General features: G+C 63.2%; 40 protein-coding genes and 1 tRNA gene. 9 read left to right on the top strand and 32 right to left on the bottom strand.

Annotated elements, in window-relative coordinates; genetic code table 11:
- Nucleotides 1-12 precede the first annotated feature (12 nt).
- The 3 genes from AvAM_RS16185 to AvAM_RS16175 all read left to right on the top strand — a co-directional run bounded on the left by AvAM_RS16185 (nt 13) and on the right by AvAM_RS16175 (nt 2,000).
- Nucleotides 13-372 (top strand): PilZ domain-containing protein, encoded by a 360-nt coding sequence (locus AvAM_RS16185; protein WP_015013859.1) that lies wholly within the window; start codon nt 13-15, stop codon nt 370-372.
- A 150-nt stretch (nt 373-522) separates the two neighbouring features.
- The gene (locus AvAM_RS16180) at nt 523-1,329 is read left to right on the top strand and encodes a TatD family hydrolase (protein WP_137748001.1); all 807 of its coding nucleotides are present in this window, start codon (nt 523-525) and stop codon (nt 1,327-1,329) included.
- Nucleotides 1,326-2,000, top strand: a complete 675-nt coding sequence (locus AvAM_RS16175) for an ankyrin repeat domain-containing protein (protein WP_137748000.1) — start codon at nt 1,326-1,328, stop codon at nt 1,998-2,000. The genes AvAM_RS16180 and AvAM_RS16175 overlap by 4 nt, the downstream gene beginning before the upstream one ends.
- A 27-nt stretch (nt 2,001-2,027) precedes the next feature.
- Here the strand turns inward: AvAM_RS16175 and msbA are convergent, their stop codons facing one another.
- Nucleotides 2,028-3,833: a lipid A export permease/ATP-binding protein MsbA gene (gene msbA, locus AvAM_RS16170; RefSeq protein ID WP_137747999.1), complete on the bottom strand. Its 1,806-nt coding sequence runs from the start codon at nt 3,831-3,833 to the stop codon at nt 2,028-2,030.
- A gap of 182 nt (nt 3,834-4,015) precedes the next feature.
- On the opposite strand from msbA, the gene tolB reads away from it, so the two are divergent.
- The 6 genes from tolB (at nt 4,016) to AvAM_RS16140 (ending at nt 9,024) form a co-directional block, all read left to right on the top strand.
- Complete coding sequence (gene tolB / locus AvAM_RS16165; protein WP_137747998.1) at nt 4,016-5,335, top strand: Tol-Pal system beta propeller repeat protein TolB; 1,320 nt, start codon at nt 4,016-4,018, stop codon at nt 5,333-5,335.
- A gap of 44 nt (nt 5,336-5,379) precedes the next feature.
- Nucleotides 5,380-5,922 (top strand): peptidoglycan-associated lipoprotein Pal, encoded by a 543-nt coding sequence (gene pal / locus AvAM_RS16160; RefSeq protein WP_137747997.1) that lies wholly within the window; start codon nt 5,380-5,382, stop codon nt 5,920-5,922.
- The gene (ybgF, locus tag AvAM_RS16155; RefSeq protein WP_137747996.1) at nt 5,922-6,713 is read left to right on the top strand and encodes a tol-pal system protein YbgF; all 792 of its coding nucleotides are present in this window, start codon (nt 5,922-5,924) and stop codon (nt 6,711-6,713) included. Before pal ends, ybgF begins: the two co-directional genes overlap by 1 nt.
- A complete protein-coding gene (locus tag AvAM_RS16150; RefSeq protein WP_171012267.1) occupies nt 6,713-7,522 on the top strand; it encodes a ThiF family adenylyltransferase in 810 nt (269 codons plus the stop codon). The genes ybgF and AvAM_RS16150 overlap by 1 nt, the downstream gene beginning before the upstream one ends.
- Nucleotides 7,523-7,584: 62 nt before the next feature.
- Nucleotides 7,585-7,660, top strand: a tRNA-Lys gene (locus AvAM_RS16145).
- A gap of 146 nt (nt 7,661-7,806) precedes the next feature.
- A complete protein-coding gene (locus AvAM_RS16140; RefSeq protein ID WP_137747995.1) occupies nt 7,807-9,024 on the top strand; it encodes a site-specific integrase in 1,218 nt (405 codons plus the stop codon).
- Here AvAM_RS16140 and AvAM_RS16135 read toward each other — a convergent pair.
- The 31 genes from AvAM_RS16135 to AvAM_RS15990 form a co-directional block, all read right to left on the bottom strand.
- Nucleotides 9,002-9,301, bottom strand: a complete 300-nt coding sequence (locus AvAM_RS16135) for a helix-turn-helix domain-containing protein (protein ID WP_137747994.1) — start codon at nt 9,299-9,301, stop codon at nt 9,002-9,004. The two genes, AvAM_RS16140 and AvAM_RS16135, sit on opposite strands and share 23 nt — an antisense overlap.
- Nucleotides 9,298-9,621, bottom strand: coding sequence for a hypothetical protein (locus AvAM_RS16130; protein WP_137747993.1), 324 nt, complete (start codon nt 9,619-9,621; stop codon nt 9,298-9,300). The genes AvAM_RS16135 and AvAM_RS16130 overlap by 4 nt, the downstream gene beginning before the upstream one ends.
- A complete protein-coding gene (locus tag AvAM_RS16125; protein WP_137747992.1) occupies nt 9,618-10,082 on the bottom strand; it encodes a hypothetical protein in 465 nt (154 codons plus the stop codon). The genes AvAM_RS16130 and AvAM_RS16125 overlap by 4 nt, the downstream gene beginning before the upstream one ends.
- A gap of 196 nt (nt 10,083-10,278) precedes the next feature.
- Nucleotides 10,279-10,848, bottom strand: coding sequence for a hypothetical protein (locus tag AvAM_RS16120; protein ID WP_137747991.1), 570 nt, complete (start codon nt 10,846-10,848; stop codon nt 10,279-10,281).
- Nucleotides 10,849-10,908: 60 nt separating this feature from the next.
- Nucleotides 10,909-11,172, bottom strand: coding sequence for a hypothetical protein (locus AvAM_RS16115; RefSeq protein WP_137747990.1), 264 nt, complete (start codon nt 11,170-11,172; stop codon nt 10,909-10,911).
- On the bottom strand, nt 11,159-11,356 hold the full coding sequence (locus tag AvAM_RS16110) for a hypothetical protein (protein ID WP_137747989.1): 198 nt from the start codon (nt 11,354-11,356) through the stop codon (nt 11,159-11,161). Before AvAM_RS16110 ends, AvAM_RS16115 begins: the two co-directional genes overlap by 14 nt.
- On the bottom strand, nt 11,349-11,909 hold the full coding sequence (locus AvAM_RS16105; protein ID WP_137747988.1) for a hypothetical protein: 561 nt from the start codon (nt 11,907-11,909) through the stop codon (nt 11,349-11,351). The genes AvAM_RS16110 and AvAM_RS16105 overlap by 8 nt, the downstream gene beginning before the upstream one ends.
- Nucleotides 11,906-12,118: a hypothetical protein gene (locus AvAM_RS16100; RefSeq protein ID WP_137747987.1), complete on the bottom strand. Its 213-nt coding sequence runs from the start codon at nt 12,116-12,118 to the stop codon at nt 11,906-11,908. Before AvAM_RS16100 ends, AvAM_RS16105 begins: the two co-directional genes overlap by 4 nt.
- The gene (locus AvAM_RS16095) at nt 12,115-12,687 is read right to left on the bottom strand and encodes a Lar family restriction alleviation protein (RefSeq protein WP_137747986.1); all 573 of its coding nucleotides are present in this window, start codon (nt 12,685-12,687) and stop codon (nt 12,115-12,117) included. The genes AvAM_RS16100 and AvAM_RS16095 overlap by 4 nt, the downstream gene beginning before the upstream one ends.
- 3 nt (nt 12,688-12,690) lie before the next feature.
- Entirely contained in the window at nt 12,691-12,996 is a 306-nt protein-coding gene (locus AvAM_RS16090) for a hypothetical protein (protein WP_137747985.1), read from the bottom strand.
- The gene (locus AvAM_RS16085; protein WP_137747984.1) at nt 12,989-13,627 is read right to left on the bottom strand and encodes a hypothetical protein; all 639 of its coding nucleotides are present in this window, start codon (nt 13,625-13,627) and stop codon (nt 12,989-12,991) included. The genes AvAM_RS16090 and AvAM_RS16085 overlap by 8 nt, the downstream gene beginning before the upstream one ends.
- 88 nt (nt 13,628-13,715) lie before the next feature.
- Nucleotides 13,716-14,345, bottom strand: coding sequence for a DnaJ domain-containing protein (locus AvAM_RS16080; RefSeq protein WP_171012265.1), 630 nt, complete (start codon nt 14,343-14,345; stop codon nt 13,716-13,718).
- The gene (locus tag AvAM_RS25720) at nt 14,342-14,941 is read right to left on the bottom strand and encodes a hypothetical protein (RefSeq protein ID WP_171012263.1); all 600 of its coding nucleotides are present in this window, start codon (nt 14,939-14,941) and stop codon (nt 14,342-14,344) included. The genes AvAM_RS16080 and AvAM_RS25720 overlap by 4 nt, the downstream gene beginning before the upstream one ends.
- Before the next feature lie 90 nt (nt 14,942-15,031).
- Nucleotides 15,032-15,883 carry a DUF2303 family protein gene (locus AvAM_RS16075; RefSeq protein WP_137747982.1) on the bottom strand — a complete coding sequence of 284 codons (852 nt, stop codon included), beginning with the start codon at nt 15,881-15,883 and terminating at the stop codon, nt 15,032-15,034.
- 39 nt (nt 15,884-15,922) lie between these two features.
- A complete protein-coding gene (locus tag AvAM_RS16070) occupies nt 15,923-16,339 on the bottom strand; it encodes a hypothetical protein (RefSeq protein WP_137747981.1) in 417 nt (138 codons plus the stop codon).
- Nucleotides 16,340-16,400: 61 nt separating this feature from the next.
- Entirely contained in the window at nt 16,401-16,688 is a 288-nt protein-coding gene (locus AvAM_RS16065; protein WP_137747980.1) for a KTSC domain-containing protein, read from the bottom strand.
- A gap of 5 nt (nt 16,689-16,693) precedes the next feature.
- A complete protein-coding gene (locus AvAM_RS16060) occupies nt 16,694-17,197 on the bottom strand; it encodes a hypothetical protein (protein ID WP_137747979.1) in 504 nt (167 codons plus the stop codon).
- A gap of 71 nt (nt 17,198-17,268) precedes the next feature.
- Complete coding sequence (locus AvAM_RS16055) at nt 17,269-18,369, bottom strand: hypothetical protein (RefSeq protein ID WP_137747978.1); 1,101 nt, start codon at nt 18,367-18,369, stop codon at nt 17,269-17,271.
- 9 nt (nt 18,370-18,378) lie between these two features.
- Entirely contained in the window at nt 18,379-19,113 is a 735-nt protein-coding gene (locus AvAM_RS16050; protein WP_137747977.1) for a hypothetical protein, read from the bottom strand.
- Nucleotides 19,106-19,933, bottom strand: coding sequence for an ERF family protein (locus tag AvAM_RS16045; protein ID WP_137747976.1), 828 nt, complete (start codon nt 19,931-19,933; stop codon nt 19,106-19,108). Before AvAM_RS16045 ends, AvAM_RS16050 begins: the two co-directional genes overlap by 8 nt.
- A gap of 96 nt (nt 19,934-20,029) precedes the next feature.
- Entirely contained in the window at nt 20,030-20,233 is a 204-nt protein-coding gene (locus AvAM_RS16040) for a hypothetical protein (RefSeq protein WP_137747975.1), read from the bottom strand.
- Nucleotides 20,230-21,225, bottom strand: a complete 996-nt coding sequence (locus AvAM_RS16035; RefSeq protein WP_137747974.1) for a hypothetical protein — start codon at nt 21,223-21,225, stop codon at nt 20,230-20,232. Before AvAM_RS16035 ends, AvAM_RS16040 begins: the two co-directional genes overlap by 4 nt.
- Nucleotides 21,216-21,542, bottom strand: a complete 327-nt coding sequence (locus AvAM_RS16030) for a hypothetical protein (protein ID WP_137747973.1) — start codon at nt 21,540-21,542, stop codon at nt 21,216-21,218. The genes AvAM_RS16035 and AvAM_RS16030 overlap by 10 nt, the downstream gene beginning before the upstream one ends.
- On the bottom strand, nt 21,539-22,039 hold the full coding sequence (locus AvAM_RS16025) for a DUF1643 domain-containing protein (RefSeq protein WP_137747972.1): 501 nt from the start codon (nt 22,037-22,039) through the stop codon (nt 21,539-21,541). Before AvAM_RS16025 ends, AvAM_RS16030 begins: the two co-directional genes overlap by 4 nt.
- Entirely contained in the window at nt 22,039-22,230 is a 192-nt protein-coding gene (locus tag AvAM_RS16020; RefSeq protein WP_137747971.1) for a hypothetical protein, read from the bottom strand. The genes AvAM_RS16025 and AvAM_RS16020 overlap by 1 nt, the downstream gene beginning before the upstream one ends.
- 49 nt (nt 22,231-22,279) lie before the next feature.
- Nucleotides 22,280-22,486: a hypothetical protein gene (locus AvAM_RS16015; RefSeq protein ID WP_137747970.1), complete on the bottom strand. Its 207-nt coding sequence runs from the start codon at nt 22,484-22,486 to the stop codon at nt 22,280-22,282.
- A 1-nt stretch (nt 22,487) separates the two neighbouring features.
- Complete coding sequence (locus AvAM_RS16010) at nt 22,488-22,832, bottom strand: hypothetical protein (protein ID WP_137747969.1); 345 nt, start codon at nt 22,830-22,832, stop codon at nt 22,488-22,490.
- 1,220 nt (nt 22,833-24,052) lie between these two features.
- Nucleotides 24,053-24,340 (bottom strand): DUF3892 domain-containing protein, encoded by a 288-nt coding sequence (locus AvAM_RS16005; protein ID WP_212742277.1) that lies wholly within the window; start codon nt 24,338-24,340, stop codon nt 24,053-24,055.
- Between the two features lie 69 nt (nt 24,341-24,409).
- Entirely contained in the window at nt 24,410-24,619 is a 210-nt protein-coding gene (locus tag AvAM_RS16000; protein WP_137747967.1) for a hypothetical protein, read from the bottom strand.
- A 30-nt stretch (nt 24,620-24,649) separates the two neighbouring features.
- Nucleotides 24,650-25,270, bottom strand: a complete 621-nt coding sequence (locus AvAM_RS15995; protein ID WP_137747966.1) for a hypothetical protein — start codon at nt 25,268-25,270, stop codon at nt 24,650-24,652.
- 17 nt (nt 25,271-25,287) lie between these two features.
- On the bottom strand, nt 25,288-26,070 hold the full coding sequence (locus AvAM_RS15990; protein WP_249368170.1) for a S24 family peptidase: 783 nt from the start codon (nt 26,068-26,070) through the stop codon (nt 25,288-25,290).
- Between the last annotated feature and the right edge of the window lie 17 nt (nt 26,071-26,087).

The following is a 26,087-nucleotide window of genomic DNA, read 5'->3' as shown; positions in this document are numbered from 1 at the left end:
GCACCCCCACCCATGAGCAGTCCATCCACCGCGCCCCGTCCCAGCGTCATGCAGCTGGCCATCAAGGAAAAGGCCGCGCTTTATGCCGCCTACATTCCTTTTTTTGCCGAAGGGGGCATCTTTGTGCCCACCCAGCGCGACTACAAGCTGGGCGACGATGTGTATGTGCTGCTGACCTTGCCGGACGACACCCAGCGCTACCCCGTGGCAGGCCGCGTGGCCTGGGTGACGCCCGCCCGTGCTGCAGGTAACCGCACCCAGGGCGTGGGCATCCAGTTCCCCAAGGACGAAAAATCCCGCCAGCTCAAGGCCAAGATCGAGGAATTGCTGGGAACTGCGCTGGGCTCGGACCGTCCTACCCAGACGATCTGACCGCGCCACCGCTGCCCCCGTGCCGACCCGCGCTGGCTGGTCGGCTTTTTTGTTTAGGACTTGCGCAAACAAGCATGCACCGCCGGTTTTCTATAAGGAAACCACCTTGCTGAAGCGCGTTTTGCGCAAGTCGCGTTGTTTTGTTATCCCATGTTCACCGATTCGCACTGCCACCTCAACTTTCCGGAACTGGTCAGCCAGTTGCCCGCCATCCGCCAGGCCATGGCCGAGGCGCAGGTCACCCGGGCCCTGTGCATCTGCACCACCATGGAAGAGTTCGAGGGCGTGCATGCCCTGGCCCTGGCCCATGACAACTTCTGGAGCACGGTGGGCGTGCATCCCGACAACGAGGGCGTGACGGAGCCCAGCGTGCAGGACCTGCTGGACCGCGCGGCCCTGCCCCGCGTGGTGGCGATTGGCGAGACGGGCCTTGACTACTACGGCATGGAAGACCGCAAGGGCGGGCGCAGCATTGCCGACCTGGAGTGGCAGCGCGACCGTTTCCGTACCCACATCCGAGCGGCGCGGGCCTGTGGCAAGCCGCTCATCATCCACACGCGCAGTGCCTCCGACGACACGCTGGCCATCCTGCGGGAAGAGGGTGAGGACGGTGCGGGCAACCTGGCAGGCGGCGTGTTCCACTGCTTTACCGAATCGATGCAGGTGGCACGCGCCGCGCTGGATCGGGGCTACTACATCTCGTTCTCGGGCATCGTCACGTTCAAGAGCGCGCAGGAGCTGCGCGACGTGGTGGCCTTTGTGCCGCTGGACCGCATGCTCGTCGAAACCGACAGCCCCTATCTGGCCCCGGTGCCCTACCGTGGCAAGACCAACAACCCGTCATATGTGCCCCATGTGGCCCGGCAGGTGGCAGAAACCAAGGGCCTGGGGCTGGAGGTGGTGGCTGAGGCCACCAGCCGCAATTTCGACCGCTTGTTCCCGGGGGTGATGGCATGAGCCTGCAACGACGTTCCGCCCTGGCCGCTGTGGCGCTGGGCCTGGTGTCTGCCCATGCCTGGGCCGGTGCCTATGAAGACTTTTTTGTGGCCATCCTGCGCGATGATGGCGATGCGATCACTGCGCTGCTGCGCCGGGGTTTTGACCCGAACACGCGCGATCCCAAGGGGCAGGTGGGGCTCACGATTGCCTTGCAGAACGGCGCGAACAAGGCCTTTGCCGCGCTGCTCGCATCCCGTCGGGTAAATGTGGAAGCCCGCAATGCCCAGGATGAAAGCCCGCTCATGATTGCTGCGATCAAGGGCAATGTGGAAGCGGTGAAGGCGCTGATCGCGCGCGAGGCCGATGTGAACAAGACAGGCTGGGCGCCGTTGCATTACGCCGCATCGGCGGGGTCGCCGCAGCACGCGCTGATCATTGCGCTGCTGCTGGAGAACCACGCCTACATCGATGCCGCTTCGCCCAACGGCACCACGCCCCTGATGATGGCTGCGCACTATGGATCCATCGAGGCGGTGCAGTTGTTGCTGGAGGAGGGGGCCGACCCCACGCTCAAGAACCAGCTGGGTTTGACGGCGACGGACTTTGCCCTGCGCGTGAGCCGCACGGAGTCGGCAGAAAAAATTGCCGCAGCTATCCGGCGGCGCCAGCCCAACCGGGGCAAGTGGTAGCGAAAGGCGGCTAGACGCTGCCGGCAGTCAGTTCGTTGCGGTTGCGCTGTCGGCGGCGGGGCGTGCCTGCAGGCGCGCATACAGCCCGCCTTGTGCCATCAGCGCGCTGTGTGTGCCTTGTTCGGCAATGCGGCCGCGTTCCATGACGATCACGCGGTCGGCGTGTTCGATGGTGGACAGGCGGTGCGCAATGACCAGCGTGGTACGGCCTTGCATCAGGCGCTGCAGGGCGTCCTGCACCAGCCGTTCGGATTCGGTGTCCAAGGCCGATGTGGCTTCGTCCAGGATCAGGATGGGCGCATCCTTGTACAAGGCCCGCGCAATGGCCAGCCGCTGGCGCTGCCCGCCTGACAACTGTGTGGCGTTGTGGCCCACGATGGTGTGGATGCCCTGCGGCAGTCCGGCGACATGCGCGGCCAGATTCGCCGCCTCCAGGCAGTCGCGCACCCGTTGCTCGTCCACCGTGCTTCCCAGTGCCACATTGGCGGCAATGGTGTCGTTGAACATGACCACGTCCTGGCTCACCATCGCAAACTGCGAGCGCAGCGACCCTAGATCCCACTCCTGGACGGGGTGACCATCCACGAGAATGCTGCCATCCATTGGCGCAATAAAACGCGGCAGAAGGTTGACGAGCGTGGTCTTGCCCGCACCGGACGGGCCGACGAGTGCCACGATCTCTCCAGGAGCCACGGTCAGGCTGATCTGGTCCAGGGCGGGGGCGTGGTCTGGCCCGAAGGACACCGTGACCCGCTCCAGCACCAGCTCGCCCCGGACCCGGTCGGTGCGGTACTGGCCGCCACTTTCGGCACCGGTGTCGCCCAGCAAGGCCAGGCCACGCTCCAGGGCTGCCACACCGCGTGTGATGGGGCTGGCGACATCGGCCAGGCGGCGGATGGGGGCGATGAGCATGAGCATGGCCGTGATGAAAGCGGCAAAACCACCAACAGTGACGCCCTTGGCATCCACCGCGCCGCGGCTTTGCCACAGCGCAATGCAGATCACTACGGACAGCGCTGCGGCAGCCAGCAATTGGGTTAGCGGCGTCATGGCTGCAGAGGCGATCGTGGATTTGATGGCCAGCCGCCGCAGGCTGTGGCTGAGGCCTTCAAAGCGCCGGGCCTGCCCTTCTTGTGCGCCGTGCAGCCGGACCATGCGATGGGCCAGCACGTTTTCCTCTACCACGTACGCCAGTTCGTCCGTGGCCTGCTGGCTGCTTTTGGTGAGGTGGTACAGCCGCTTGGACAGCGTTTTCATGATCCAGGCTACACCGGGAACCACCACGGCCACGATCAGGGTCAGCTGCCAGTTCAGGTAAAGCAGGTAAAACAGCAACGCGACCAGCGTGAATCCGTCGCGAGAAATCCCCATCAGCGCCTGCACGAGCAATGTGGAGCCGGTCTGGACTTCATAGACGACGGTGTTGGACAGCGCACTGGCCGACTGGCGGCTGAACAAGCCCATTTCTGCGGCCAGCACCCGCTCGAACAAAGAGGTGCGCAGGGAGAGCATGCCTTCGTTGGCAATGCGCGCGAGGGCGTACTGGCCCACGAACTGGGCGAGCCCGCGCACAAAGAAAATCCCCAGAATGGCCAGCGGCACCATCCACAGCTCCAGGCTGCCTTGGGTGAAGCCTTGGTCCAGCAGAGGCTGCAGCAGGGCGGGAATCAGGGGTTCGGTCACTGCCCCCACGAGGGTGGCGGCAATCGCCAGGCCCCAGGCCAGCCGTTGGCCGCCGAAGTAGACGGATAGCCGCTTCAGGCGCGTGGTCAGGCTGGGCGGCGGCGAGGAGGTGGCGTTGGCAGGCGCGGAGCCTGTGTCGGTGGCATGCATGTGGCCCGGATTCTAAGGTTGTGCTCCCTGGGGCGGGCCTGCGCCCTGGGTATGGGCCCGGCACGACGAAGTGCGCGGCATGTGAATTCCATATGTACGCACAGTTTGTCACAGGGGGTTTATCGCTGTGTGTACCATTCGGGGTTGCCCTTCGGCATTTGTTCGTCCACTGCTGGATGCCAATGACCACAGATCGAATCTCCAAACATCTTTCCTTTGCGGCCTCGCCGCTTCCTTCGCGCCGCCAGTTGTTGGCCGCGCTCATCGCAACACCCTCCCTTCCAGCCCTGGCGCAGTTTCGCGTCGAGGTGACAGGTGTGGGCCTCACCCAGTTGCCGATAGCCATTGCACCCTTCCGAGGCGAGGCGCAGGCCCCTCAGAAGATCGCGGCCATCATCCAGGCCGACTTGGAACGCAGTGGGCAGTTTCGCGCCATCGATGCAGCGGGTGCGGCTCTGGACGAGACTGCCCGCCCTGATGTGGCGCTGTGGCGGCAAAAAAGTGCAGATTCCCTGGCCACCGGCAGCGTGACACGCCTGGCGGATGGGCGCTTTGATGTGCGCTTTCGCCTGTGGGATGTGGTCAAGGGGCAGGACTTGGGGGGACAAAGCTTTGTGGTCACGCAAGGCGACCTGCGCCTTGTGGCACACCGCATTGCCGATTTCATCTACGAAAAGCTCACGGGCGAACGCGGCGTTTTTTCGACGCGCATTGCCTATGTGACCAAGACCGGCCCCCGCTACAGCCTCTGGGTGGCGGACGCCGATGGCGAAAACGCCCAGTCGGCACTGTCGAGCCCCGAGCCCATCATTTCGCCGGCATGGTCGCCCAACGGTGGCCAACTGGCCTATGTGTCCTTCGAGTCCCGCAAGCCGGTGGTGTATGTGCACGATGTGGCGTCGGGCCGCCGCCGCCTGATTGCCAACTTCCGTGGCTCCAACAGCGCGCCTGCCTGGGCGCCCGATGGGCGGTCGCTGGCCGTCACGTTGAGCCGTGACGGGGGCTCGCAGCTCTACACCATCGACGCCAACGGCGGCGAGCCGCGCCGACTGATGCAAAGTTCTGGCATCGACACCGAGCCCGTGTTCTCGGGTGACGGCCGCAGCATTTATTTCGTGAGCGACCGTGGCGGCGCACCGCAGATCTACAAGGTGGGTGTGTCGGGCGGCAATGCAGAGCGCGTCACCTTCACGGGCACCTACAACATCTCGCCCACAGTGAGCCCTGACGGGCGCTGGCTGGCCTACGTCTCTCGCGTGGGGGGCGCTTTCAAGCTGCATGTGATGGACCTGTCCACAGGCACCGTCAACGCTGTGACCGACACCATGGCAGATGAAAATCCCAGCTTTGCGCCCAACAGCAGGCTCATCGTGTACGCGACCCAGCAGCAGGGCCGTGAAGCACTGATGACCACCACGCTCGACGGCAAGATCAAGGCCCGCCTTGCGGGGCAGGCGGGTGATCTTCGCGAACCGGACTGGGGTCCGTTTCAAAAGCAATGAACTTATCGATATTTTCAGTTATCAAGCCTTCAGGAGAAATTTGGATGATCAAACGTTTTACCCTTGCCCTTACCGTTGTTGCACTGGTGGCTGGCTGCAGTTCCGGCGTGAAGCTGGACGATGTGCCCGTCGAAGACAAGAATGCCACCTCCACCATGGGTGGCGCCAATAGCGGCGCCAATTCTGGCAATACCTCGCAGAGTGGCGTCGCTGGTGTGGACCTGGGGCAATCGGGGCGTGATGGTGCAGGCCCCGTGGGCGTGGCGCGCGTTGTCTACTTCGACTACGACAGCTATGTCATCAAGCCCGAATTCCAGTCCGCGATCGAGGCGCATTCCCGCTTCATCAAGGCAACCCCCAGCCGCAAGGTCATGATCGAAGGTCATACCGACGACCGTGGCGGCCGCGAGTACAACCTGGCGCTCGGCCAGAAACGTGCAGAAGCCGTCCGCCGTTCGCTGGGGCTGCTGGGCGTGCCGGACAGCCAGGTGGAAGCCGTGAGCTTTGGCAAGGAAAAGCCAGCTGCCCAAGGTGGTACGGAAGATGCGCACGCGAAGAATCGCCGTGCTGAACTGTCCTACCGTTGATGCGGGTCACTGCTGTGGTGTTCCCTCTTCGGCTACTGGCGGTGGCCGCATTGGCGGTGACCTTGCTGCCCTCGGCCCAGGCCGCCATCTTTGAAGACGGCGAGGCGCGTCGCGCCATCTTGGAAATGCGCCAACGCGTGGATGGATTGCAGACGTCCAATCAGCGCTCGGCCGAAGAGTTGCGCAAGCTGGGTGAGGAAAACGCCCAGTTGCGCCGCAGTCTTCTGGACCTGCAAACGCAGATAGAAACCTTGCGGGCCGAGCAAGCCAAGCTCAACGGGCAGAACGAACAGTTGCTGCGCGACGTGGGAGATCTCCAGCGGCGCCAGAAGGACATTGCTCAAGGGGTGGATGAGCGGCTTCGGCAGTTCGAGCCTGTCAAGGTGGCGGTGGACGGCAAGGAGTTCCAGGCCGACCCTGCCGAGAAGCGGGATTTCGAGGCTGCTCTGGCGGTCTTCCGATCTGGCAAATTCCCTGAAGCCAGCACGGCGTTTGCCGGGTTTGTGCGGCAGTATCCGCGCAGCGGTTTTGTGCCGTCGGCGCGCTTCTGGCTGGGCAATGCCCAGTACGCCACCCGCGAGTACAAGGAGGCCATTGCCAACTTCAAGCAGATGCTTAGCGATGCACCTGGGCATGCCCGGGCGCCCGAAGCTGCCTTGTCGATTGCCAACTGCCAGATTGAACTCAAGGACACGCGCACTGCGCGCAAGACGCTGGAAGACCTGGTCCGCGCCTACCCTCAATCTGAGGCCGCTGTGGCGGCCAAAGAGCGGCTGTCCCGCTTGAAGTAATGCCGGGCGAAGTGATGTCGCCCGGTGCGTCTGCGCCGGAGGAGTTGGGGGCTGTGCTGGAGCGCCGGTTTGGCGGACTGGCGCGGCTCTATGGCGTGCAAGGTGCGGCCCAGATTCGCCGGGCCCATGTTGCCGTCATTGGTATTGGGGGCGTGGGCTCGTGGGCTGCGGAGGCGCTGGCGCGCAGCGGTGTGGCGCAGATCACCCTGGTCGATCTGGACCATGTGGCCGAGTCCAATATCAACCGCCAGATTCATGCACTCACAGACACGGTGGGGCAGGCCAAGGTGCTGGCGATGCGCGACCGTATTGCCCAGATCCACCCGGATTGCACCGTCCATTGCATTGAAGAGTTCGTTGAGCCCGCCAATTGGCCTGGATTGTTGACAGCGCCTGTGGATGCGGTGATTGACGCGTGCGATCAGGTGCGAGCCAAAGTGGCCATTGCTGCATGGGCGCTATCTGCCCGGGTGATTCACATCGCCGTCGGGGCAGCCGGGGGCAAGCGCCATGCGCACAAGGTCGATGTAGACGATCTGGCTCAGACCACCCACGACCCTTTGCTGGCCCAGCTGCGCTACCAGATGCGCAAGCACCACCGTGCACCGCGTGAAGGCAGGAAGATCGGCGTGACCTGCGTTTTCAGCCGCGAAGCCGTGGCGCCTCCGGATGCGTCCTGCAATATCGAAGGTGATGGCACGCTGAATTGCCACGGCTATGGCTCCGTGGTGGCAGTCACGGCCACCTTTGGCCAGTGTGCCGCAGGGTGGGTGCTCGACAAACTTGCGACGACTCCCAAGTTGGGTTAAAAAAGACGCTATAATCCAAGGCTTTGCAGCAGTCTGATCAGCTTGGATTGATGCAATCGGTTGGGACGTTAGCTCAGTTGGTAGAGCAGCGGACTTTTAATCCGTTGGTCACTGGTTCGAATCCAGTACGTCCTACCACCCAATGCCGCGCTAGATATAGAAAGCCCGCTATGAATTTCATAGTGGGCTTTTTTGTTCCTGGCTCATTTGGGGCTGGAAATCAGTGCTGTGCTACCCGAAAAAGGTAGCGCGCTACCCGGCGCTACCCGCTACCATCACGCCCCATGGCCAGCATTCAGCCCCGAGGGGACAAATTCCAGCTTCGAATCAAGAACAAGGTTTTGCCCAAACCGCTGTTCTACACCTTCGACACTTTGGCAGAAGCCGAGGCCTTCAAGGCCCAGGTGGACGGCCTTCTCAAGCAGGGCGTGGTGCCGCAGGTGCTCATGAATGCGGCCGAGGCGAAGCGGCAGCAAGCGAAGGCTACCCACGATTCGCAATTCCTGTCAGCGCTGGTGCAGGGCTATCTGAACCATGCGCACGTTGCACCGAATGAGGCGGCGTTGCTCGCCGTCATGCAGCGGGATGACCTGAGCGGCGTGACTGTTGCGGATGTGACCTATCAGTGGGTTGAGGGCTATGTCCGGCAGCTGAAAACGGGGAGAGGTGATGTGCGCGGGGCCTTCGGGCGCAAGGTGGGGAACCTGGCCCCGGGGTCTATCCGCAAGAGGGTGGGCGCGCTGGCCCGGGTGATGGATTGGCATTGGCGGCGCACGGTGCCCGCTGGCGAGTCGATACCGCCCAACCCGCTACGCCAGCTCCCCAGGGGCTACAGCGTTTATTCCGACCGCGACACTGCCGAAGCCGCGCGGGCTGGCCTGGCCGCCAAGAAGGACATCACGCGCGAGCGCAGGCTGTCGCCAGAGGAAGAAGTTCTTGTGGTGCAGGCGCTCGACGGGGTGAAGCTGCCGGGCAAGCTCCGCGCCCTGGCGCCCGACCCCGAGGCAAAAATGTTCTTGCGGCTGGTGCTCGATACCGGCCTGCGGATGAAAGAGGCGTACACCCTGCGGGTGTCACAGATCGACTGGGCCCGGGGCTTCATCAATGTGGAGGGTTCCAAGGGCCACCGTGGGGCAGCCAAGCCGCGCACGGTGCCCCTGAAAACTGGCATCGCCGCCGAGCTGCGCGCCTGGTGCGCTGGGCGCGCGGGCCTGGTGTTCAGCTACTGGAACGGCGACAAGGAAGACATGAAGCGCACCACCAACCAGCTCACATCGCGCTTTCGTAGCCTGTTCCGTCATGCGGCGGTCCCGGACATGAAGGAGCACGACCTGCGGCACGAGGCGTGCTGCCGCTGGTTTGAGCTGCGGGGTAAGGATGGTCGGTGGGTTTTCTCCGATGTTGAGATTTGCAAGATCATGGGGTGGAGCGACTACAGCATGGTGCTGCGCTATGCGTCGCTCCGTGGAGAAGACCTCTCTAGCCGACTGAATGCAGTGTAGGAAGCACAGGGATTGGGGTGCGGCGGCTTTTCTTGGCTGCACCCTTGTCAGTGGCCACCGCCTGGGCCTTCCGCTTGGGTGACTCGCGCTGCAGCTCCCCGGTCACGGCCAGGGTGTTGATGGCTTTCATGAACGCCTCCCGTGGAAAGCGCCATTCGTGGCCCATGCGGATGCCGGGCAGCACGCGGGCGCGAGCGTGTTCCTCGATGGTGGATGGGGCGCAGCCCATCATCTGGGCGGCTTCTTCGGTGGTGAAAATTTCCTTGTCGGTGGTCATGGTGTGTTTCTCCCGTGCTTCTCGGCCAGGCTGGACCCGGCGATTGCATAGTTACGCCCGCCCAGGTGGACGAGCTTTGGCTCAGGTTCGGGCTTCCAGGTGCACAGGCCATCGGGCCCGATGACGGCGCCTTGCTGTGCCCACAGGGTCACGGCTGTCCAGAACGGCGCGCGTGGCCCGGGCTGCTGGCCGGCCAGCTCGCCCCTGCCGTCCTGTACGGCTGGCCTGTTCTGCGGGTGCATTTCAAAGCGCCACACCTTGCCCGTGGCGTCCTTGATCCTGCGGTCTGGGCCGCCGTAGCTGATGTGGATGGTTTTCATGACCGCTGCATCTCGCTCAGGTGGCGTGCTGCGGCGGCCTCGATGGTTTGAGCCACGGCCGCGCGTGCCTCGCGCTCCAGCATGGGCAGGAAGTCGGCTCGCTGCGTGGCCAGCAGGCGCAGGCCCGCGAGGATGTCGGGGTGAAGCTCAAGGTGGTCAAGCGCTGGGTCGAGAATCTGGTTCTTGTCCCAGCAGATGACATAGCACATGCCCCCGAGCACGCGGCCGTGGAAGTTCGGCGCCGTGCGCAGCAGCTTCGCCAGGTGGTTGTAGAGCACCTGGAGATGCTTCGGGTTGTCGCTGTCGAAGCTCTCGTCTTCGTCGTGGAGGAACTTCGCCAGATCTTCCGGCGCGCCGTGGATCGGCCAGGGACCGCCCCAGCGCTCGTCGATGGCGTCCAGCAGGGCCAGCAGCTCGCCGCCTGCGTCGATGTCACGGGATGAAGGCTTTGCCATCTTCATGTTTTTCTCCCTGTCGGCCGCTTCCGCAGCCAAGTGAAGTGCGGCGGATCTCCCGCCTGTTGATAGGTGGCCCACAGAGCAGCGCCATCCGGGCAGCGCTCCCGTTTTCCGGGGGCCATGCCAGCGGCGATGCAGGTGGGGCAGTTGAGGTGGTGGAGCTGGTAGGCCTTGTCTGCGGCGTGCCAGTCGGGCGGACCTACTCCGACACGTTCAGGTACTGCCGCCATGGCACCTTCTCCCCATCCACGGCAAAGCCCCAGGTGCCCCGCTTGCGCCATGTGAGGAACAACGTCCAGACGCCGCCGCTGCTCACGGAGCTGATGCGGTGGTACTGTCCAAACATCAGGCGCCCTGTGTAGCCAGATACCCGATGGAAGATGGCGCGTGTTTCGTCTCCGATCGCCATGCCGTCGGCCGCATCCAGATCGGACTCAGAGAGGCTCGCCCAGGGGCGTTCTTCTGTGTACCAGCCACGCAGCACGATGGTGCGAGCGTTCCATGGGTGGTCATGCAGATGGCGATCGTTATCCGGGCGCATGATGTGGTGCACACGGATGCTCGGCAGCCATTTCCATCGCGCTGGTGCAGTTTCACCGCCTGGCAGGCGTGTGTACGGGTTGAACACCCACCAGCGGCCCATGTAAAGGCTGCCGTCAGGGCCCGTGATGTTGGAGTAGGGCGTGCGCTGCGCGCGGCGGATGATCAAATCTGTGATTGCAGGGCGCGTGGCAATCCACGCAGCGATTGCCCAAGGCAAGTTGCGCATGTGAGGCTCCAGAATGAAAAAACCCCGCATGAGCGGGGCAGTGTTGTTGGTAAGTGCCTGTCAGGCTTCGTGTTTCGGTACGTTTGGCCCTGGTGGTGGGTTTGTACCGAGGCGGGCGCGGGCGGCGGTGATGGCCGCGCTGACTCCGGCATGGTTGTAGTCTGCCGACTCCAGCGCCTCCAGCATCTGCCGTATCAGGGCCTCGTCCTGCTTGCGGACTTCGGCCTCGATGGCGCGGGCGAACGCTATTGCTTCTAGGGGTTCACTGCTCAAAACAGGCATTGCGCACCATATTTCCGCAATTTGCACATCACTCAACGCCATGCTGGCCTCCTTTCAGCTTGATCGAATGCAGCCCTTGCCCCAGCGGAATGAGTGGGCCGCAAACCGACCCAGCAAGGACGCAAAGAACAACATCAAGCAAGGTCACCTCCTGCTCGCTGAATTTCCACCGGAGCAACGGCAAGACGCCAGATGCAGCCCAGATCAGTGCCCATGTTTCAGCCATGCTGGCCTCCTTTGGCGATGCCGTGGGCGGATTCAACGAATTCGACCGTCCTGCGCCATTCAGCGAGCGACGCACTCTTGCCAACGTTGGCTGGGCGATTGCGGTACAGGCGCTCTTGCTGCGCCGGGGTGAATGGTTTTCGTTCGTCCGCACGGGCAATCAGGGATCTCTCGAAGTCCTGCAATGTGCACTCACCTCTTAGCGCTTTGGCATCCATCCCAGCCCACGCCTCGGCTCCGCGCTCTGTGAGCTGAGTGAGGTCTGGCATGGGTTGCGGCTCCCGCACGGCTTGCGGGGGTGGGGCGGCGTCTGAATAGCTTCCGCTACCCTCGCACGCGAAGCACTCTTGGTCTGTACCGATGTCAGGATCGCGCACCATCCGGCCGGAGCCGCCACAATTTCCGCACGCCACCAACTCCCCGCCCGCCACGGCCATCGGTTGGCCCCAGCGGGCAACGGCCTCGCGCACAGCGCCAATCGTGCTGTACTTCGGATCGCCCAGCAGCGCCACGATTTCCGCATCGCTCGGGCTCGGTGTTTTGGTGTCGGTCATTTTTGGTCCTCACCTTGTGGGTTATGGTTTTGGCGGTACTCCCGCAGCGCACGATAGATCGTCGGCCAGCCGTACAACTCGCGTACCAGTTTCCATGCCGCCCAGTGCAGGCCGAGCAGCAGCAACGCCGTGGTCAAAGCCGCGCCGATGCCCCACATCAGCAGGGTCCACCATGACGCAATGTCTTGAATGATTTGCGGCACGGTCATTTGTGATCCCCTTGGTGGGTGGCGCGCTGGGCGGCCAGGGCGGCGTCGATTGCCTCGTCCATGGCATCTTCCGCAAGTTGCACTCTTCGATTGCCAGCGCCATCAATGGTGTAAACCTTTGGCGTGCCGTTCCCCGAGTGGTAGCCTGCCCAAGATTCGTTGCGCAGCCACCGATACCGCACTGCATCCAGCGCATCCACCGCCCCCGCTGTCACAGCGGGCTGGGGTGCGGAACGGTGCACATCGACGCGGCGACCCTGTTCTGGTACGTGCAGCGTGTCGGCCAATGCATCCATGTGCGATTCCACGCCCCACGCAGGCAGGCGATCTTTCGATACCTTCACCCCAGGTGCTGGCGCTGCCGGTGTGGCTGCTCCCGCAGGCTGTGCGCGGCTGTTCCAGAGCTTTGCAGCGGCGTCACCATGCTCGGCAATCGGCCCCTCTGCAAGACATTGCGCACAAGTTATCCATGCAATGCCTGCTTGCTCGGCTACGTCTGCCTCGCCGCCGCAAAACGGACACGGCAGCAGCGCTTCCGGCAGTTCTGCCGCTCCGGTGGGGGTGGTCATGGCTCAATCCTTGGAAAAGCGAGACAGAAACATGCTCGCGCTGGTGTCGATGTTGTTGGTGCGGCAGTAGCGGATCAGGTTGATCGCCAAGCTGTCGAAGTTGGGGGTCGCGCGGGCTGCGTACTGGATGATTCTGAAAGCGAGGCCCGTTTCTGGCGGTGATGCTTCGGTGCGCCCGATCTGACCAGGCGCCCACTCAGCGACAGCCAAAAAAGGCATCCCAAGTTCCTCGCAGCGCTTGCCTAGCTCGAGCAGGGCCGGGGCGATTTCTTCGTCGTAGGCCTTCTCGTTGTCCTTGATTTCACCCATTCCGCTCTCCCTCAGTAGATGGAGCAGGGGGGAGTGGCGGCAGGCACCCATGGGTGATCCCGCGCACGCGCTTGTGGCTCCACACCTCGTGCCAGCCCTCTCCTTCTTCTGCGTTGGGGTGCCCGTCAGGAAGCCAAGTGACGATGACCCGGCCCACTCCAGGCTTCCATGCAATCAGCTCGTCCGCCTCGTCCTCGCTGAAGGTCGAAATATCTCGCCACCCCGCTGCTACTGCAGGCTGTGGGGCGGCTCCCAGTGCAACCGCGCAGTGCAATGCGATTTCGCGGGTGTACGCAAGGATTTGATCTTGGCTGACGCCACAGCAACCCTCTGTGAACACGCACGATGCGGCGCCATGGTTTAACAGGCTGGAAATGCCCGCGCGCTCCAGCGCCTTCTCGATCAACGCAATCTCTCCATCCATCGGCGGCGGCGCCGGCTCTTGTCCCGCAGCAGGCAGTGACAGGGATGCGCGGGCTTTCTTGAGTGCATCCCACAAAACGCGCTCCGTGAGGTTGGCTGGCGTTGCTTCTTCGCCGTCATCAAAAACAACCCATACGCCATCGCGTTCATCAAGGTAGAAGCCCAGTTCTTCGAGGGCCCATTGCTCAGTAATCGTTTTCTCAGCCATACGGCCTCCTTGGGGTGCAGAAACAAGCGAGCCCGCTGGGTGGCGGGCTCTGTGGGGTGGGTGAAATCCAAAAGCCTCGCTGTTGCTGTTAGCGGGCAAGGAAGCCGTACCCGAGTGCATCGGCAAGGCTGCTACGGGGGTAGTCGGGGTACATGCGGTGCGAGCGCTCCACGCCCGGCCCGCGTTCGTACTCGGCGGCCAGGATTTCAAGCGCCAGCTTGGCCGTGCGCTCCGTGGCTTCCATGGCGGCGATCAGGGCGCGCTCACCTGCGATGCGCGACTCGATCACGTCCAGGTACACGTTGCGCTCGGTCTTGGGCTTCACGCGGTCGCGCTGGGCCTCAAGGCGCCTGATGTGCTGCTTCGCCATGGTGGTCTTGACGGCGGCGCCGGTACGGCCGGCCTGCAGCGCTTCGCGCACGCCTTCCACGGGGTCATCCTTGTCGATGTCCACCGCCTCTGCGAACAGTTTGCGGATCAGCTCGCGGGCGCCTTCTTCTTCGGTGGTTGCCTGGCCGTCCTCCCCAGCGTCGTAGCGTGCACGGCGGGCGGGGTCGGTCAGCACGTCCTTGGCTTGGTTTAGGGCCTGCATGCGCTCGTGGCTGCCACCGTGGTCGGGGTGCGCGTGGCGCGCTGCACGGCGGAATGCGCGCTTGATGTCGTCCGTGCTCGCGTCGCGGGCCACGCCCAGCGTGGCGTAGTGGTCGGGGCGGCTCATGCCCGCAGCAGGCTCGCGGCCAATCGGTCGAACGCAGGGGAGGGTGTTTCGCCCAGCCTCTTCATGATCGTGGACAGCTCGCGCACGAGGATGGCCTGTGGGTCTTTGGGTTCGTGCCAGAGCGCGGGCTCCTGCACGTTCAGAGTGGTCATCACCAGCTTCATGTCTGCCTCGCTGACGGTGGCGCCCACGTGCTCGGATGCGTCTTGGGCCAACGCTTCCAGGCTGGCGAAGGTGACGATCTTCTGGCCCTTGAGCCATTCGCAGGCGCGGTAGAAGGCAACTGGGTCGAGCGCGGGGGCGGTTGGGGCGGGGGCTTTGAGCATGGCTAGGTAGTCTTTCTTGGGGGTGGTGGTTCCAGGATTGGCGGGCTCCGTGAGCACGGCGTTCTCGCGGGCGAAGCGCTTCATGCGGCTCAGTTCGTTCTGGTCGCCGCGAATGTCGCCGCGCGTGCCCAGGCTGACGCTGAACTCGCGCTGCACGCTGTTCTCCGCTTGGCAAAGCAGCACGCCTCGGGTGTCGCGGCGCTCGTAGCGCACTGGCGACAGGCGGGCTCGCTCGGCCATATCGAAGATGTCTCGTTGTCGTCTTTCCATAGGGGGTTCTCCAGGCAATCAGGACAGAGCGCCGTGCGCCCTGTGCTCATGGCCCGGCCTGCCCGCGCGAGGCGGGCGGGCTTGGGGGGGTTAGGCGTTGGGGGTGCCGTTGAGAATCGGCAAGCTGGTCTTCTCAGCGATGTGCTCGCGCAGCTGCTTCACGGCGTCCTCGATCACCTTGTGGGGGCGCACCAGCTCCAGCCACATCGTGAGGTCGCCACCTTGGCCGATGCGGTAGCGGAAACGCACGTCCACGCGGTACTTCTGGCCGTTCTCGAAAACGGGCACACCGATGGAGAATTGCTCGGGGATCGACAGGTTGCCGTTCGCCGCACTGCCGCGCACCTCTTCGTTGTAGGTGAACTGCGTGGAGCCATCGCCAAGGCGCACCGCGCTCTTGAATTCCACGTCCTTCTTGGCCTGCAGCGTGCGGCAGATTTCCAGCATGGTGGCGCCGTCAGGGCTGCCGACTTCGGCCGGTTTTTCTGGCGTGGCGTCGGCCTTGGGGATGTGCACGATGTCCACCAGGTTGGACTCCAGGAACTGCGCCATTTCCACCTGATCCAGCTTCTTCTTGTCGATCTGGACCCATGCGCCCCACTCGATGGAGATCGGTGCGTTGTATTTGGCCTTGTGATCGCCCCAGCCAGGCTCATCACCGATGTGGTTGAAAACGGCGGTGAACGTGGGCGGGTTGATGGTGCTGAACAGGCGCGTGCCGCCTTCTGCCTTCTGGTCGTTGACCACGGCGATGAAGCTCTCCGCGTCGTTCAGCGTGGTGGTGCCCTTCTTGCGGGTCGGCGCGGGCATCAGGTGCGACAGATCCTTGAAGGCATAGCCTTCGGGCAGGATGAAGCCGGGCGTTCCAGCGAACTGGTAGCCGGTCTGATTGCACGCGGCCAGCGCGTCGCGGGCCTGGGTTTCGGTTGCTTCTTGGTTCATGGGCTTTCTCTGGGTTGAAAAGGGTTGAGGGAAGGGGGATCAGTGGACGGCGCGCAGGGGCTGCTTGTCGTCGGCCGCAGGCGCCGTGCGCAGCTCGGTTTGAGCGGCGGCTTCCTGATCTGCGGTGCGCAGGCCATCCAGCGTGGTTTGCCGGGGGTTCTCGCGCTGCAGGTTGTTGTCCGGCGTGGCGAACATGAGGGTCTTGCCGCGCGTGGGCTGCGGAACCTTGGCCTTCACCTCGGCTTCCAGCTCCACCTGGCCGGTGGTGCCGACAGGTTTCAGCTTGAGCTTGATGGTCAGCTCGCCAGATTTGCCGGTCTGCGTGGCCGCGTGCACGATGTCCTGCAGCGCGTCGGTGGCTTCCTGCTCCAGGTTGCCGAAGTCCACCTGTTTCAAGAAGTCGGTGAACGGCTTGCGCTTGGCCTGCAGCGTCGGGGATTTGAGAGTGGTACTCATGGGTTACTCCAAAAAAAATGGCCCGCATCGAGGCGGGCCGGTTGCGGGATCTGTGGGGCGGCTACAGGGCGCCGCCTTCGGTGTCGTCAGGCGGCAGGTGCTTCACCTGGGGTGCGGCCTCAAACTTCTGGCACTGCAGGCCCCGGATGTGGCGGGCGAAGAAGGTGCCCTTGGACTCGGCGGCCAGGAGGGCCTGGTGCAGTTCCTTGGTCACGCCGCTGTAGTGGTAGACGGCGGCGCCATTGGCGAACTGCACCGCCAGCACCTCGCGCGCTGGGTCGTGCCCGATGGCCTTGAGCTGTTTGCTCTCGACCGCCGCCAGCGGGATGGCAGGGTTCTTTTGCTGCATCGCGCTCACTTGCCCGCCAGGGATGCGAAGGTGTGCAGCGCGGAGAGCACGGTGTTCTCCGCGTAGCGGATGCCGGTGATGGTGGCGGCGGCCTTGGGGAAGGTGTTCACCGGCTGCTCGCCCAGCTTGCGCACGTTGATGATGAAGGCGGCGGCCAGCAGGCGGGTGTGGCCTTCCAGGCTGCTGGGGTCAAACCCTGGCTTCGTCATGCCCACCAGCTCAGCAACGTCGGGCGGGATCTCGATGTAGTCGCTGACGTGGACTGGCTCGGCTTCTTCTTTCGCCTTTTCCATCGCCTGTGCCATCGTGTTGTCCTGCGGCTTGCTCGCCGTGGCCGGGTGGCAGGCTTCGCAGGTGGAGTCATCGCACTTGGCCGACAGCAGTTCTTTCAGGCTCGGGGGAAGGTCGCTTCGGTCGGCGCTGGTTGCGCGCTTTGCGTTCAGCACCTCGGCAAGCACGAGGGCGGCGATGATGGCGCCGATGGGAGGACGGGGGGTGTTTGCGGACATGGGTTTCTCCTTGGAGTGGGCAAAAAAATGGCCTGCAGAGGGCGGGCCGGTGGTTGGTTCGGTGGTGGGGCCTATTCGGCTGCTTGCTCTGGCAGGCCCTGGATGTGGCGGATCAGCGCAGCCTTGATGAGTGGCCAGCTGGCTTCGTGGAACAGCTTGCCCGCGCGCTCGGTGGCTGCAGGTTCAAAGCCCAAGGTCTTGAGGAAGTCGGCGGTCAGGCTGAACCCCAGGCGCTCGGCGATCATCCCCAGCTTGAGGGTGGGGGGCGCTGCTTCCACGGCTGGCGCTGGAGCAGGCGCGGAGCGCGCTGCGGTCCAGCTGCTCACGCGCTGGCGGGCCGGTGCGAGTGGGTCAACGGGCTCGGCCGCAGGCTGCACTATCTGATCTGCGGTGGGCCCATCCCATGGATCCACCTCGAACGCCTTGGAGTCCGCCGCCGGTGCTGCAGCGGGTGGCTCCACCGGAGCAGGGGCTTGCGCGGGTGCCTTGGCGGCCAGTGCGGCGCGGGCTTCCTCCAGTTCTCGCTGCAGGCGCGCGTTTTCGATGCGGGTCTTCTCGCTTTCCACCATGGCCAGCAGGCGCTGTACGGTGGCCAGGCACGCGGCCTCGGCTTCCTGGGCGAATTCCTCCCACTCGGGGCCGAAGGTAATATCGCCCAGCACCGCAATGGCCTTCTCGATGACCTCCACCGGCTGGCCCTCGGCCTTGTCCACGTAGGCCTTGAGCTGGTCGATGTTGTCGCGGTGGGCGGCCACGCGGTCCGCTTCCTCCTTGTCCCGCTTGGCCTTTTCCTCGGCCTTGCGGGTTTCCTCTGCCTTGATCTGGGCGTCAATGGCATCTTCGACCGGCTTCACGATGGCCACCAGGCGCTCCACCTCGTCGCCCATCACCTTCTTGAGTTCGTTCACGTCCGCTTTCACGGAGGCCTCGGTGCGCGTCAGCATGCGCCGGCCGTTGTCGCGCAGATCGGCGCGGGCGGCCTTGGCGTCTGCCATGCCCTTGGACTCGACCACGTTGTAGACGACATCGCGGTACTTCTCGGCCATGGCTTTCAGCCCGGCCTCTGTGTCTTTGAACTGGGCCAGCACGGTGTCCTTGATGGACATGGGCTTAGTGGCGATGTCGGCGGCCTTTTGTTGTGCCACGGCGGTGGTGGTTTCAGTTTCAGTCATGAAATCTCCTCAGAAAAGGGTGGGGAGCAGCACGCGCGAGGCTGGCTTGCTTGCAATTTGTTGGGGCGGGGGGACTACCTTGGCCTGCACGTCAATCACGTCCATGCGGTGCTCGGCGTCGAATTCGCGGATCAGCTGCCCGTAGTACCAACGGGCGGCCTCACAGCGGTGGCGAATCAGCGATTCCTTCTGGAAGTCGCGTTCGATGACCCAGGTGGTCAGGCGGTGGTGGGGCGGGATGTGATCCACCAGGTGCTGGTCCATGGGCTCGTTGCGGATCAGCTCGTGGGGGGTGTTCACCATGGCGTAGTTCACTTCCCACTCGTCCGCGTCCCAGAGCATCATGTAGCCGCGCATCTGCCACTCGTAGATCGGGTCGCAACAGTCCACGGGCCAGGCCGGGAAGGTCTTGAGTGACCAGGACGATTTGAGGTCGTGCCCACGGCGCAGGGGGGCGTTGAACAGGTCGCACTCGCCGGTCAGCCACTCATTGGTGCGGCGCTCGGTGTTCTTCACCAGGTTCATGCCGCGCACCTTGTTCAGCAGGGCGATGGATTCGTTCTCCACAGTCAGGCCCTTTTCGATTTCCTTGCCGGAAACCTCGAAGTCCACGCTGTAAATCTCCTGCTTGGCGAGTTGGCGCAGGAAGGAGCGCGCGCCCACGGAAAGATCGCCTTCGGCCTTGGTGCGCGGCTCTGTCATCAGGTGCCCAAGGCTGGAGCACCGGAACAGGACTTCACGCATGGGCGGGCTGGGCTGGTTGCGTTGGCGGGTCAGCTGGCAGGCTGTTGCCGTGCTGGGTGATGACGTGCATCAGGGACTGATAGCCCGTGAAGTCATTCGCAACCTTGAACGCTTCCTTGGCCTCGCGCATCACCTCCGTGAGCACCGCGCGCGTCTTGGTGGCCTTGACCTTCTGCGTCCACTGCTCCAGCATGGTCTGAGCGCCCATGTGACCATACGCAGCCCCGTCGTCGTCGTCATCACTCTCGGCGGTTCCGGTGATGAGCTTGAGCGTGTGGCGCGACAGGTAGGTGGTGGTGGACACGATGGCCTGTATCGCGTTCTTGCCCCCCGACTCGTCGGCCCGCGCTTCGAGCGTGACCGATTCCTGGTGGCCCAGTCGATGGCGCAGGATGCAAGACACGCGAATCAGGCCGTTGGACTGCTCGGGCTTCCACGACCAGCCGAACCCATGGCGCGACAGTGCGGGGCCAACGGCGTCCACCACCTGCGCCAGCTCGGCGTGCATGTAGGTGGTGCGGCCCGTGCGGGTTTCAAAATCCACCAGCTTGTTCTTGGCGATCTTGATGTTCTCGGCCTTGAAGTCGGCCAGGGCTAGGTTGTAGGCCTTCTCCGCTTCCTGGCGCAGCCACTGCTGCTGCAGATTCATCATTCGCTCGATCTGGCTCAGATCCGCGCCCCGTTCCAGCGCGTTCATCATGATGGCGGCGGGCGAGGTGTCGGCCACCTGCAGGGGTGCGGGTTCGGCGGTGGCCAGCGGGTGGCGCTTGGGCTGGTGGGGTTCCAGTGTCAGCACGTCGGCAGTGTCTGTTTCGTTCATGTGAACCTCAAATGAAGGGTTGATGCACCCAGGCCATGTAGAGGGCCAGGGCAGCAGAGGTGGTCAGGAGCCAAGCGGCGAATGCGATGGCGGCTTTCATGGCTGCTCCTTGAAGCAAACCAGCGTCTTGTCGTCGGCCCACTCGAAGGCCTGCCCTTGGCAAACCTTGCGGGCGGCGAAGTCCCGCGAGTGCTGGGCCTGCTGCAGATCGTCGCCCTGCAGCGCTTCGTCTTCGTGCGCTGCCACCGCGCCCAGTCCAAGGGCTGCTACTACCGCGATCAGGGTGATGGCGTAGTTCATGGGGTTGCTCCTTTTGGAAGGTCTGTTACCTCGGGCAAGAACCCGTGGGCGGGGATGCGCAGAGAGCCGCAGTACCGCTCCGAGCCGTCCCAGTACAGACGCCAGTGCTTGCCAGCTGGCTCCCCGCGTTGCGCACGCTGGTGCTCCAGGGAATAGGCAAGCGCCTTTGGCATGTCCCAGTCAAGGTTGAAGGGTTCCAGCCGCGAGCCGTACTTGTGGCCCACGCGGGCAACTCCGGCGTGAGGCTGGTGCGCTGCCACGATGCGCAAGAACAAGTCTTCTGTGACGTAGGTGCCTGTGCCGCCACGGCGATGCCACGGCCTCCGCTTCAGCCAAGCTGAGCGGTCCTGTTCGACATCGACAACCGTGATTTCCACGAAGCCATCGGGAGCGCCACCGTGCCATGGGCCGCGCAGCATGCGCTCGGACCCGTCATCCATCGTGAGCAGATAACCGTCGCCACCGAATCCGCTCTGCTGCGAGGTCACGTCCAGTGTTTTGAACTCGGCGCGGCAGTCTTCCAGCTTCACACGTTTGTTGCGGTAGCTCTGCATCGTTTTTCCGCCGTGCGACTTCACAAGGTCCAGGTGCTTCTGGGCCTCGCGAGTGGCCGCTTGCTCCATGGTCTCGCCGTGCATTGGCTCCGCAACCGTCCAGCGGTACGTCACAGGCTCGTCGCCAGCAAATATGCGCCATGCCATGGCGCGGAAAACGCCACCGTCGTGATACAGCACCTCTGCGCGGCCGTCGGCATGTCGGGCCATGTAGCACTTGTCGTTCACCTTCGACCACACCATGCCGTCCCACTGGCGCACGTTGCCGCGCACCTTGACGGTGAGGGTGGGTGCGTTGGCGCAGCCGTTCATCCAATCCACATGGGCGCCGCGCACCCATTCGGGAAGGTTTTGACGGCCTGTAGGCAGTACGACAGGCACGAACGAAGAAGCTGTCGTTCCAACCACTGCGGCCATTTGGTCATCGCTCAAATACATGATGGGTCCCCTTGTTCAAGTGCGTCCGGGTCCAGCCCCGCCCCAATGGCCGCAGCCTCTGGCGCAACTGGTCGTGTCTTGTGGTGCTGGCACGCCCGCAGCGCCCCCTGGGCAACTGCCACGGCGTTGTCCAGGGCCTCGCCCATCACGTCGGGGTCTGAGTTGCTGCAGGCCTCGGTGGTGGCGATCTGGCGCAGTGCGTTGAGCAGCGTGTCGCGCTCGGTGCGCAGGGCGTTCAGCTCGCGGGTTTGGGCCTGGGCTGCGATGGATACGGCCAGGGCCACGGGTGCGTCTACGAGGTGGCGAAGCATGGTCATGCGGCACCGCCTTCCGCAAATGGCACCAGCGGTGTGTCGTAGCCCAGCATCAGCGGATGCAACGGGTCGCCAGACTTCGTGAAACCGAAGCAGCGCACAGGCTTGCCAGACGACAGCAGCGCGTCCGCCAGAACGTCGAAGAAGTCCTGCAGCCCGGGCGGCACCTTCGATGTGTTGCCCCAGCACGGCACAAGGATGTCGGCTTCCGAAATGATGTCCGTGATGTGGTCGCCGATGTCGGGGCCGTGCGGGTCATCCACCTTGGCCAGCGTCTTCACGTCGGTGGCGCGGTAGGCAAACACGTTGCCCACGATGTAGCGCGATGCGCCCCAGCGCTTGCAGAAGCCTGTCCACTTGCGCACCGTGGCATCGTCAAGGCTGGCATCGGCGGTGCTCGGATTCACGCCGAAGAATGCGTAAACCTGACCATCGCCCATGGTGAGCTGACGATCCAGGCGATAGCGGTACAAGCCGCAGGGCGAGAGAACTGCGCTCATCACCAAACCCCCATGTGCGCGTTGTGCTGGACCTGATCGACCAGCGCGCGGTGCACGCGGCTGGCCTCGCGGTGCTGCAGGTGCTCCAGGTCTGCCCGGACCCGCAGGGCTTCAAATTCCTCGTGGGAGATCGGCGGCGGTGCGCCAGGGATGCACAGCAGCTGCTGCACAGTTGTGTTGACGTTTTGCATTTGCGCCTCCTGGGCGGGAAAAAGCCCGCGTGGTGCGGGCTGTTGGAATTCAGAATGGCTCGTCATCCAGCGGGTAGCGCCGCCAGCGCGGCAGCATCAGCGGGTCGTCGTGCTGCGGGTGCTTGTCCCACAGCTCTCGGTAGCGCCGGACCAGCGCAGGCTCTCTGTGGTACATGAATCCGTGGCCGTCATAGATGCGGGCCTCGCGGTGCGCGCGGCGGTAGAGGGCGCGCGTCCAGCGGAATTTGCGGGCCATGTCAGGCTTCTGCGACGTGCTCAATCGCCAGCAGGCTCTGTATCTGGCCTTCAATGCGGGTGGCTTCTGCCTGTGCGGTGGCAAGAACCTGCTCCTTCTGCTGGCGCAGCGTGGCCACAGCCTTCGTGGTGATTTCCTTCTGCGGCAGCAGCTCGATCTCAATGCGGGCCATGCCGACCAGGATGTAGCCATCTTTTGCCCAATGAGCGCGCAGTGCACCTTCCTTGGTCAGGTTGTCTTTGCTCACGATGCTGAACTCATCGGCAGCGGTCTTCTCCGGATTGGCTGGGTCGAAGCGCGTGTATTTGCTGACCAGCGCGACGGCATCACCGGTGATTTTTGTCATTGCAGGCTCCAAAGAAAAGCCCTCACGGGCTGGGGGAAGAAAAAACCGCTGCCCTTGCGAGGCCTGCCGGGGGAACACAAAGGAGGGAGGGAGGAGACTCCCCGGCGCGGTTGAAAAAGAAGAGGGTGGGCTACTCGCCTTGGGGGATCACGCACCGTTCCAGAGTTCGTGAGCTGGCTTTTGCCCGTAGGTGTTGATGGCCGTACACAGGCCCGCAGGGATACAAACCCGAGGCAGGTACGCTGCCTGTTCACTGCCGTACTTTCGGCCCGCGCCACTCCAAGGCAACGGGCGCCTGCGCTGACCATCATTGAAGCGGGCCGGACGCAACCCCGGCGATACAGCGATGCCGTTCCCGACTCGACGGGCCCAGGGTGAAGGCTGTTGCCCTCCTATTTCCGGCTTGGCTGGCGTGGTGCCGATTTCCTACACCGCCGCTTGAATGATGGCCCTCTTGCGAGGGCATCCCGGATTGACCGCTCCGGGTAAGCGTTGAAACCTGCTTTGCATTTCTGTTCTTGGCGGTACAGATCCCGCCTCACCCCCGTACTCAGCCCCAGGGTTTGGACTTCGCAGTGCAGTGGCAGCCGGTCGTTTCCTTCCTTCGCCCTATCTCGTTCGCGTTGCCTGATCCCATCCAGGGGCAGAGCGCTACTAGCCTTTACACCGACGATCTTTTCTAGCCCGCTACCGCCTGCGGAGGCCCTGCGTTTACCCAGCCGTGCCTGGCTGCAAGAGCTACCGGTGTGCGCCGATCCACCCACCTGACCGCTGCTTGTGTGCTGCGATGGGTTGAATAGTAGCGGCGCTAGTTTGTGCGGTCAATAGGGGCGCTAGGATTATTTTTGAATTTCACTACACTCAGCGCCACGCCCAATCCGGGCGGGCAACAAAAAACCGCCTCAGTGGGCGGTTGGAAGGACAGTGGATGCTGGAAGTGCTACCTGCTCGCGCGCCGGGTCATGCCGTGACGATTGACGGCTATGCAGTACCGAACGTGGAAGTTGCAGAAGATGCAGCCACTGGTCAGTGGCATGTCACTTACGACGGGCGATTCTCCATCGTTGCCAGCGACTTAGAAGAACTGCAGCGCTGGTTGTGGATCGTGGCGCAGGCCCAAGCCGTAGGCGGCGGGTACTCATGCCACGGGGCCAACTCCGTGTACCGGCCGAACCCTCACAAAGTGAAGGTCATGGGCATTGGCTCTATCGAGCGTTGTCCTACGGACACTCGGGAAGGCTGAGCAGGTTGTTCGGCTGCTCACCATCGTTTTGCGTTTTCAAATACTTGTTGCCAGAGGCGCTTAGCGCGACCACTACCCAAACCGAGTGCCCATTGACGCTCACATAGAACTTCCATTCTCCGCGCTCAGCGCCAGCTATAGCATGGTCGAGTGGAAGTTTCCACCGCGTGCCGTTTTGGTTTACACCACCCACATGGCTGATGCGATCATGGGCGCTCAACCGGTTCGTTTTGTTGATGCACTGGATTTGTACGTTCTGGCTCACTGGTTCTCCTTTCGCCGGTTCTTCCGGCATTCCTTCACCTCCACCAGCTTAGGAAGCGGTGGTCTAAACTCATTCGGATTGCTTCGGTCCCAGCTCAGCCAGCGTTTCTTCCAGTGTCTGGATGAGCCGCCTGGCGGTTTCTGGTGGCATCTCGATCCACGCAGTTGTCACCGGCATGTCCCCTGCCGCCTTGGCTCTGTGCCTCAAGCCGATCAACGGCTTGCCGTCCACCAGGCGGGTGCGAACGTCGGTGTATTGAAGGCGGAGTGTGGTGGTCATGATTTGGTCTTTTGTGGCACCCACTATCGGCTACATCCGGCGCAACTCTGCCCTCAGTTGCATTGCTGCACGCTTTTGGCTCTGCTCGGATCTGAATTCCGCCCAAGCTTGCGCCTGCTGCTGGAGGTACTCATAGCTCTCAATATCATCATCCCTGAATGCCACCACTAGGTGGTCCAGTAGATATTCCAAACGATCCCTGTCTCGTTCGTGCTGTGCAAACAATATCGCGTGGTTTAGGTCACCTTTGCCATCAACGTAGGTGAAGAAGTGGTTAGCAGCGTGAATGCAAAAGTCCAAGTGCCCAGGTGGCAGTTGTGCCCCTTGATACTCCACCTCAAAGCGGTAACGGATGTAGTCCGCTGTCCCCGCATCTGGGTAGAAATCATTGCTGCTGCCTATCGATCTTCGATGCGCTTCTATTCGGCGCAGAGCGTCCTCCGGTGATGCGCCTTTCAGCGTCAGTCCGGCAAATGTTTCCATGATTGTGGCGACAGTCGCCTCGACAGTTCCAGCTATCTGGTTGGCATCAAGCTTTTTGGCCATGTCAGTGGTGAAACCACCTGCTCGCGCAGTCGGATCGCTGCGCACTCTTTCAATCAGCAGTGCACGCGCGAGGCTGATAACCTTTGATTCTCCGAACAAGGCCATTCAATTCTCCGGCTAGATCAGTATTGCTCGCTGCGCCAAACCGTCAGCACCTTGCCAAGCACTTCAAAGTGCGGGTTCTTTGGCGACATGGGGTAGGGTGGATAGTCTGGGTTCTTGGAAATGATGTTGAGCATCACTCCATCCCCGTGAGGGTCAGGCACCCGCTGGATCATCTTGATGTAGCCCTCATCCCCAACCCGGAAGAAGTAAACCCCCTCGTGCGTCACGGTCTTCACGCCGGTGTCCACCAGCAACGGGTCACCAGGATTGAACATCGGCCGCATAGATGGGCCGAAGCCCGTGACGATGCAGAGATTCCTGATGCCAGTGTGGGACGGCACATTCAGGCGAAGCCAGTCGTGAGACACGCGCCAGCTCTTGATGATGCCCGGCTGATCATCCAGCAACAGGCGTCCAGTGGTATCCATGCCACCACCCGTGTCGAATTCGGTGATGACCAGATCTGCGGGGGCGCCCTGCGTTTCGGACGGGGCTTCGTGTGGGGCTGGCGCAGGGACAGCTGGCGCTGATCCACCGAGCATTGCCAGCTCACCCGCTACGCGCGGGCTGAAGTCGGAGACTTTGCACTGAAGTTCTGCGGCGAAGGCTGCTGCTGCTTTTGCATTGAGGGCGCTTCGGCCATTGAGATAGTGCCCAACATTGGCTTGATTGCCCAGGCCGTAGTGCTCCCCGAACTCAGCCTGCGTCTTGTGAGGGCGGCCGTCATCCCAAAGCGCCTTGAGCCTTGCAGCTTCCGCGCGGTGCTCGTCCGTGATCTTTGAGCGCTTGTTTTCAGCCATGGTGAATTATTAGCGCC

Origin of the sequence: Acidovorax sp. NB1 (assembly GCF_005405905.1) — a bacterium.
Classification (GTDB): domain Bacteria; phylum Pseudomonadota; class Gammaproteobacteria; order Burkholderiales; family Burkholderiaceae_C; genus Acidovorax.
Note: the sequence above shows the minus strand (reverse complement) of the source record. Positions and strands in the feature narration are given on the sequence as shown.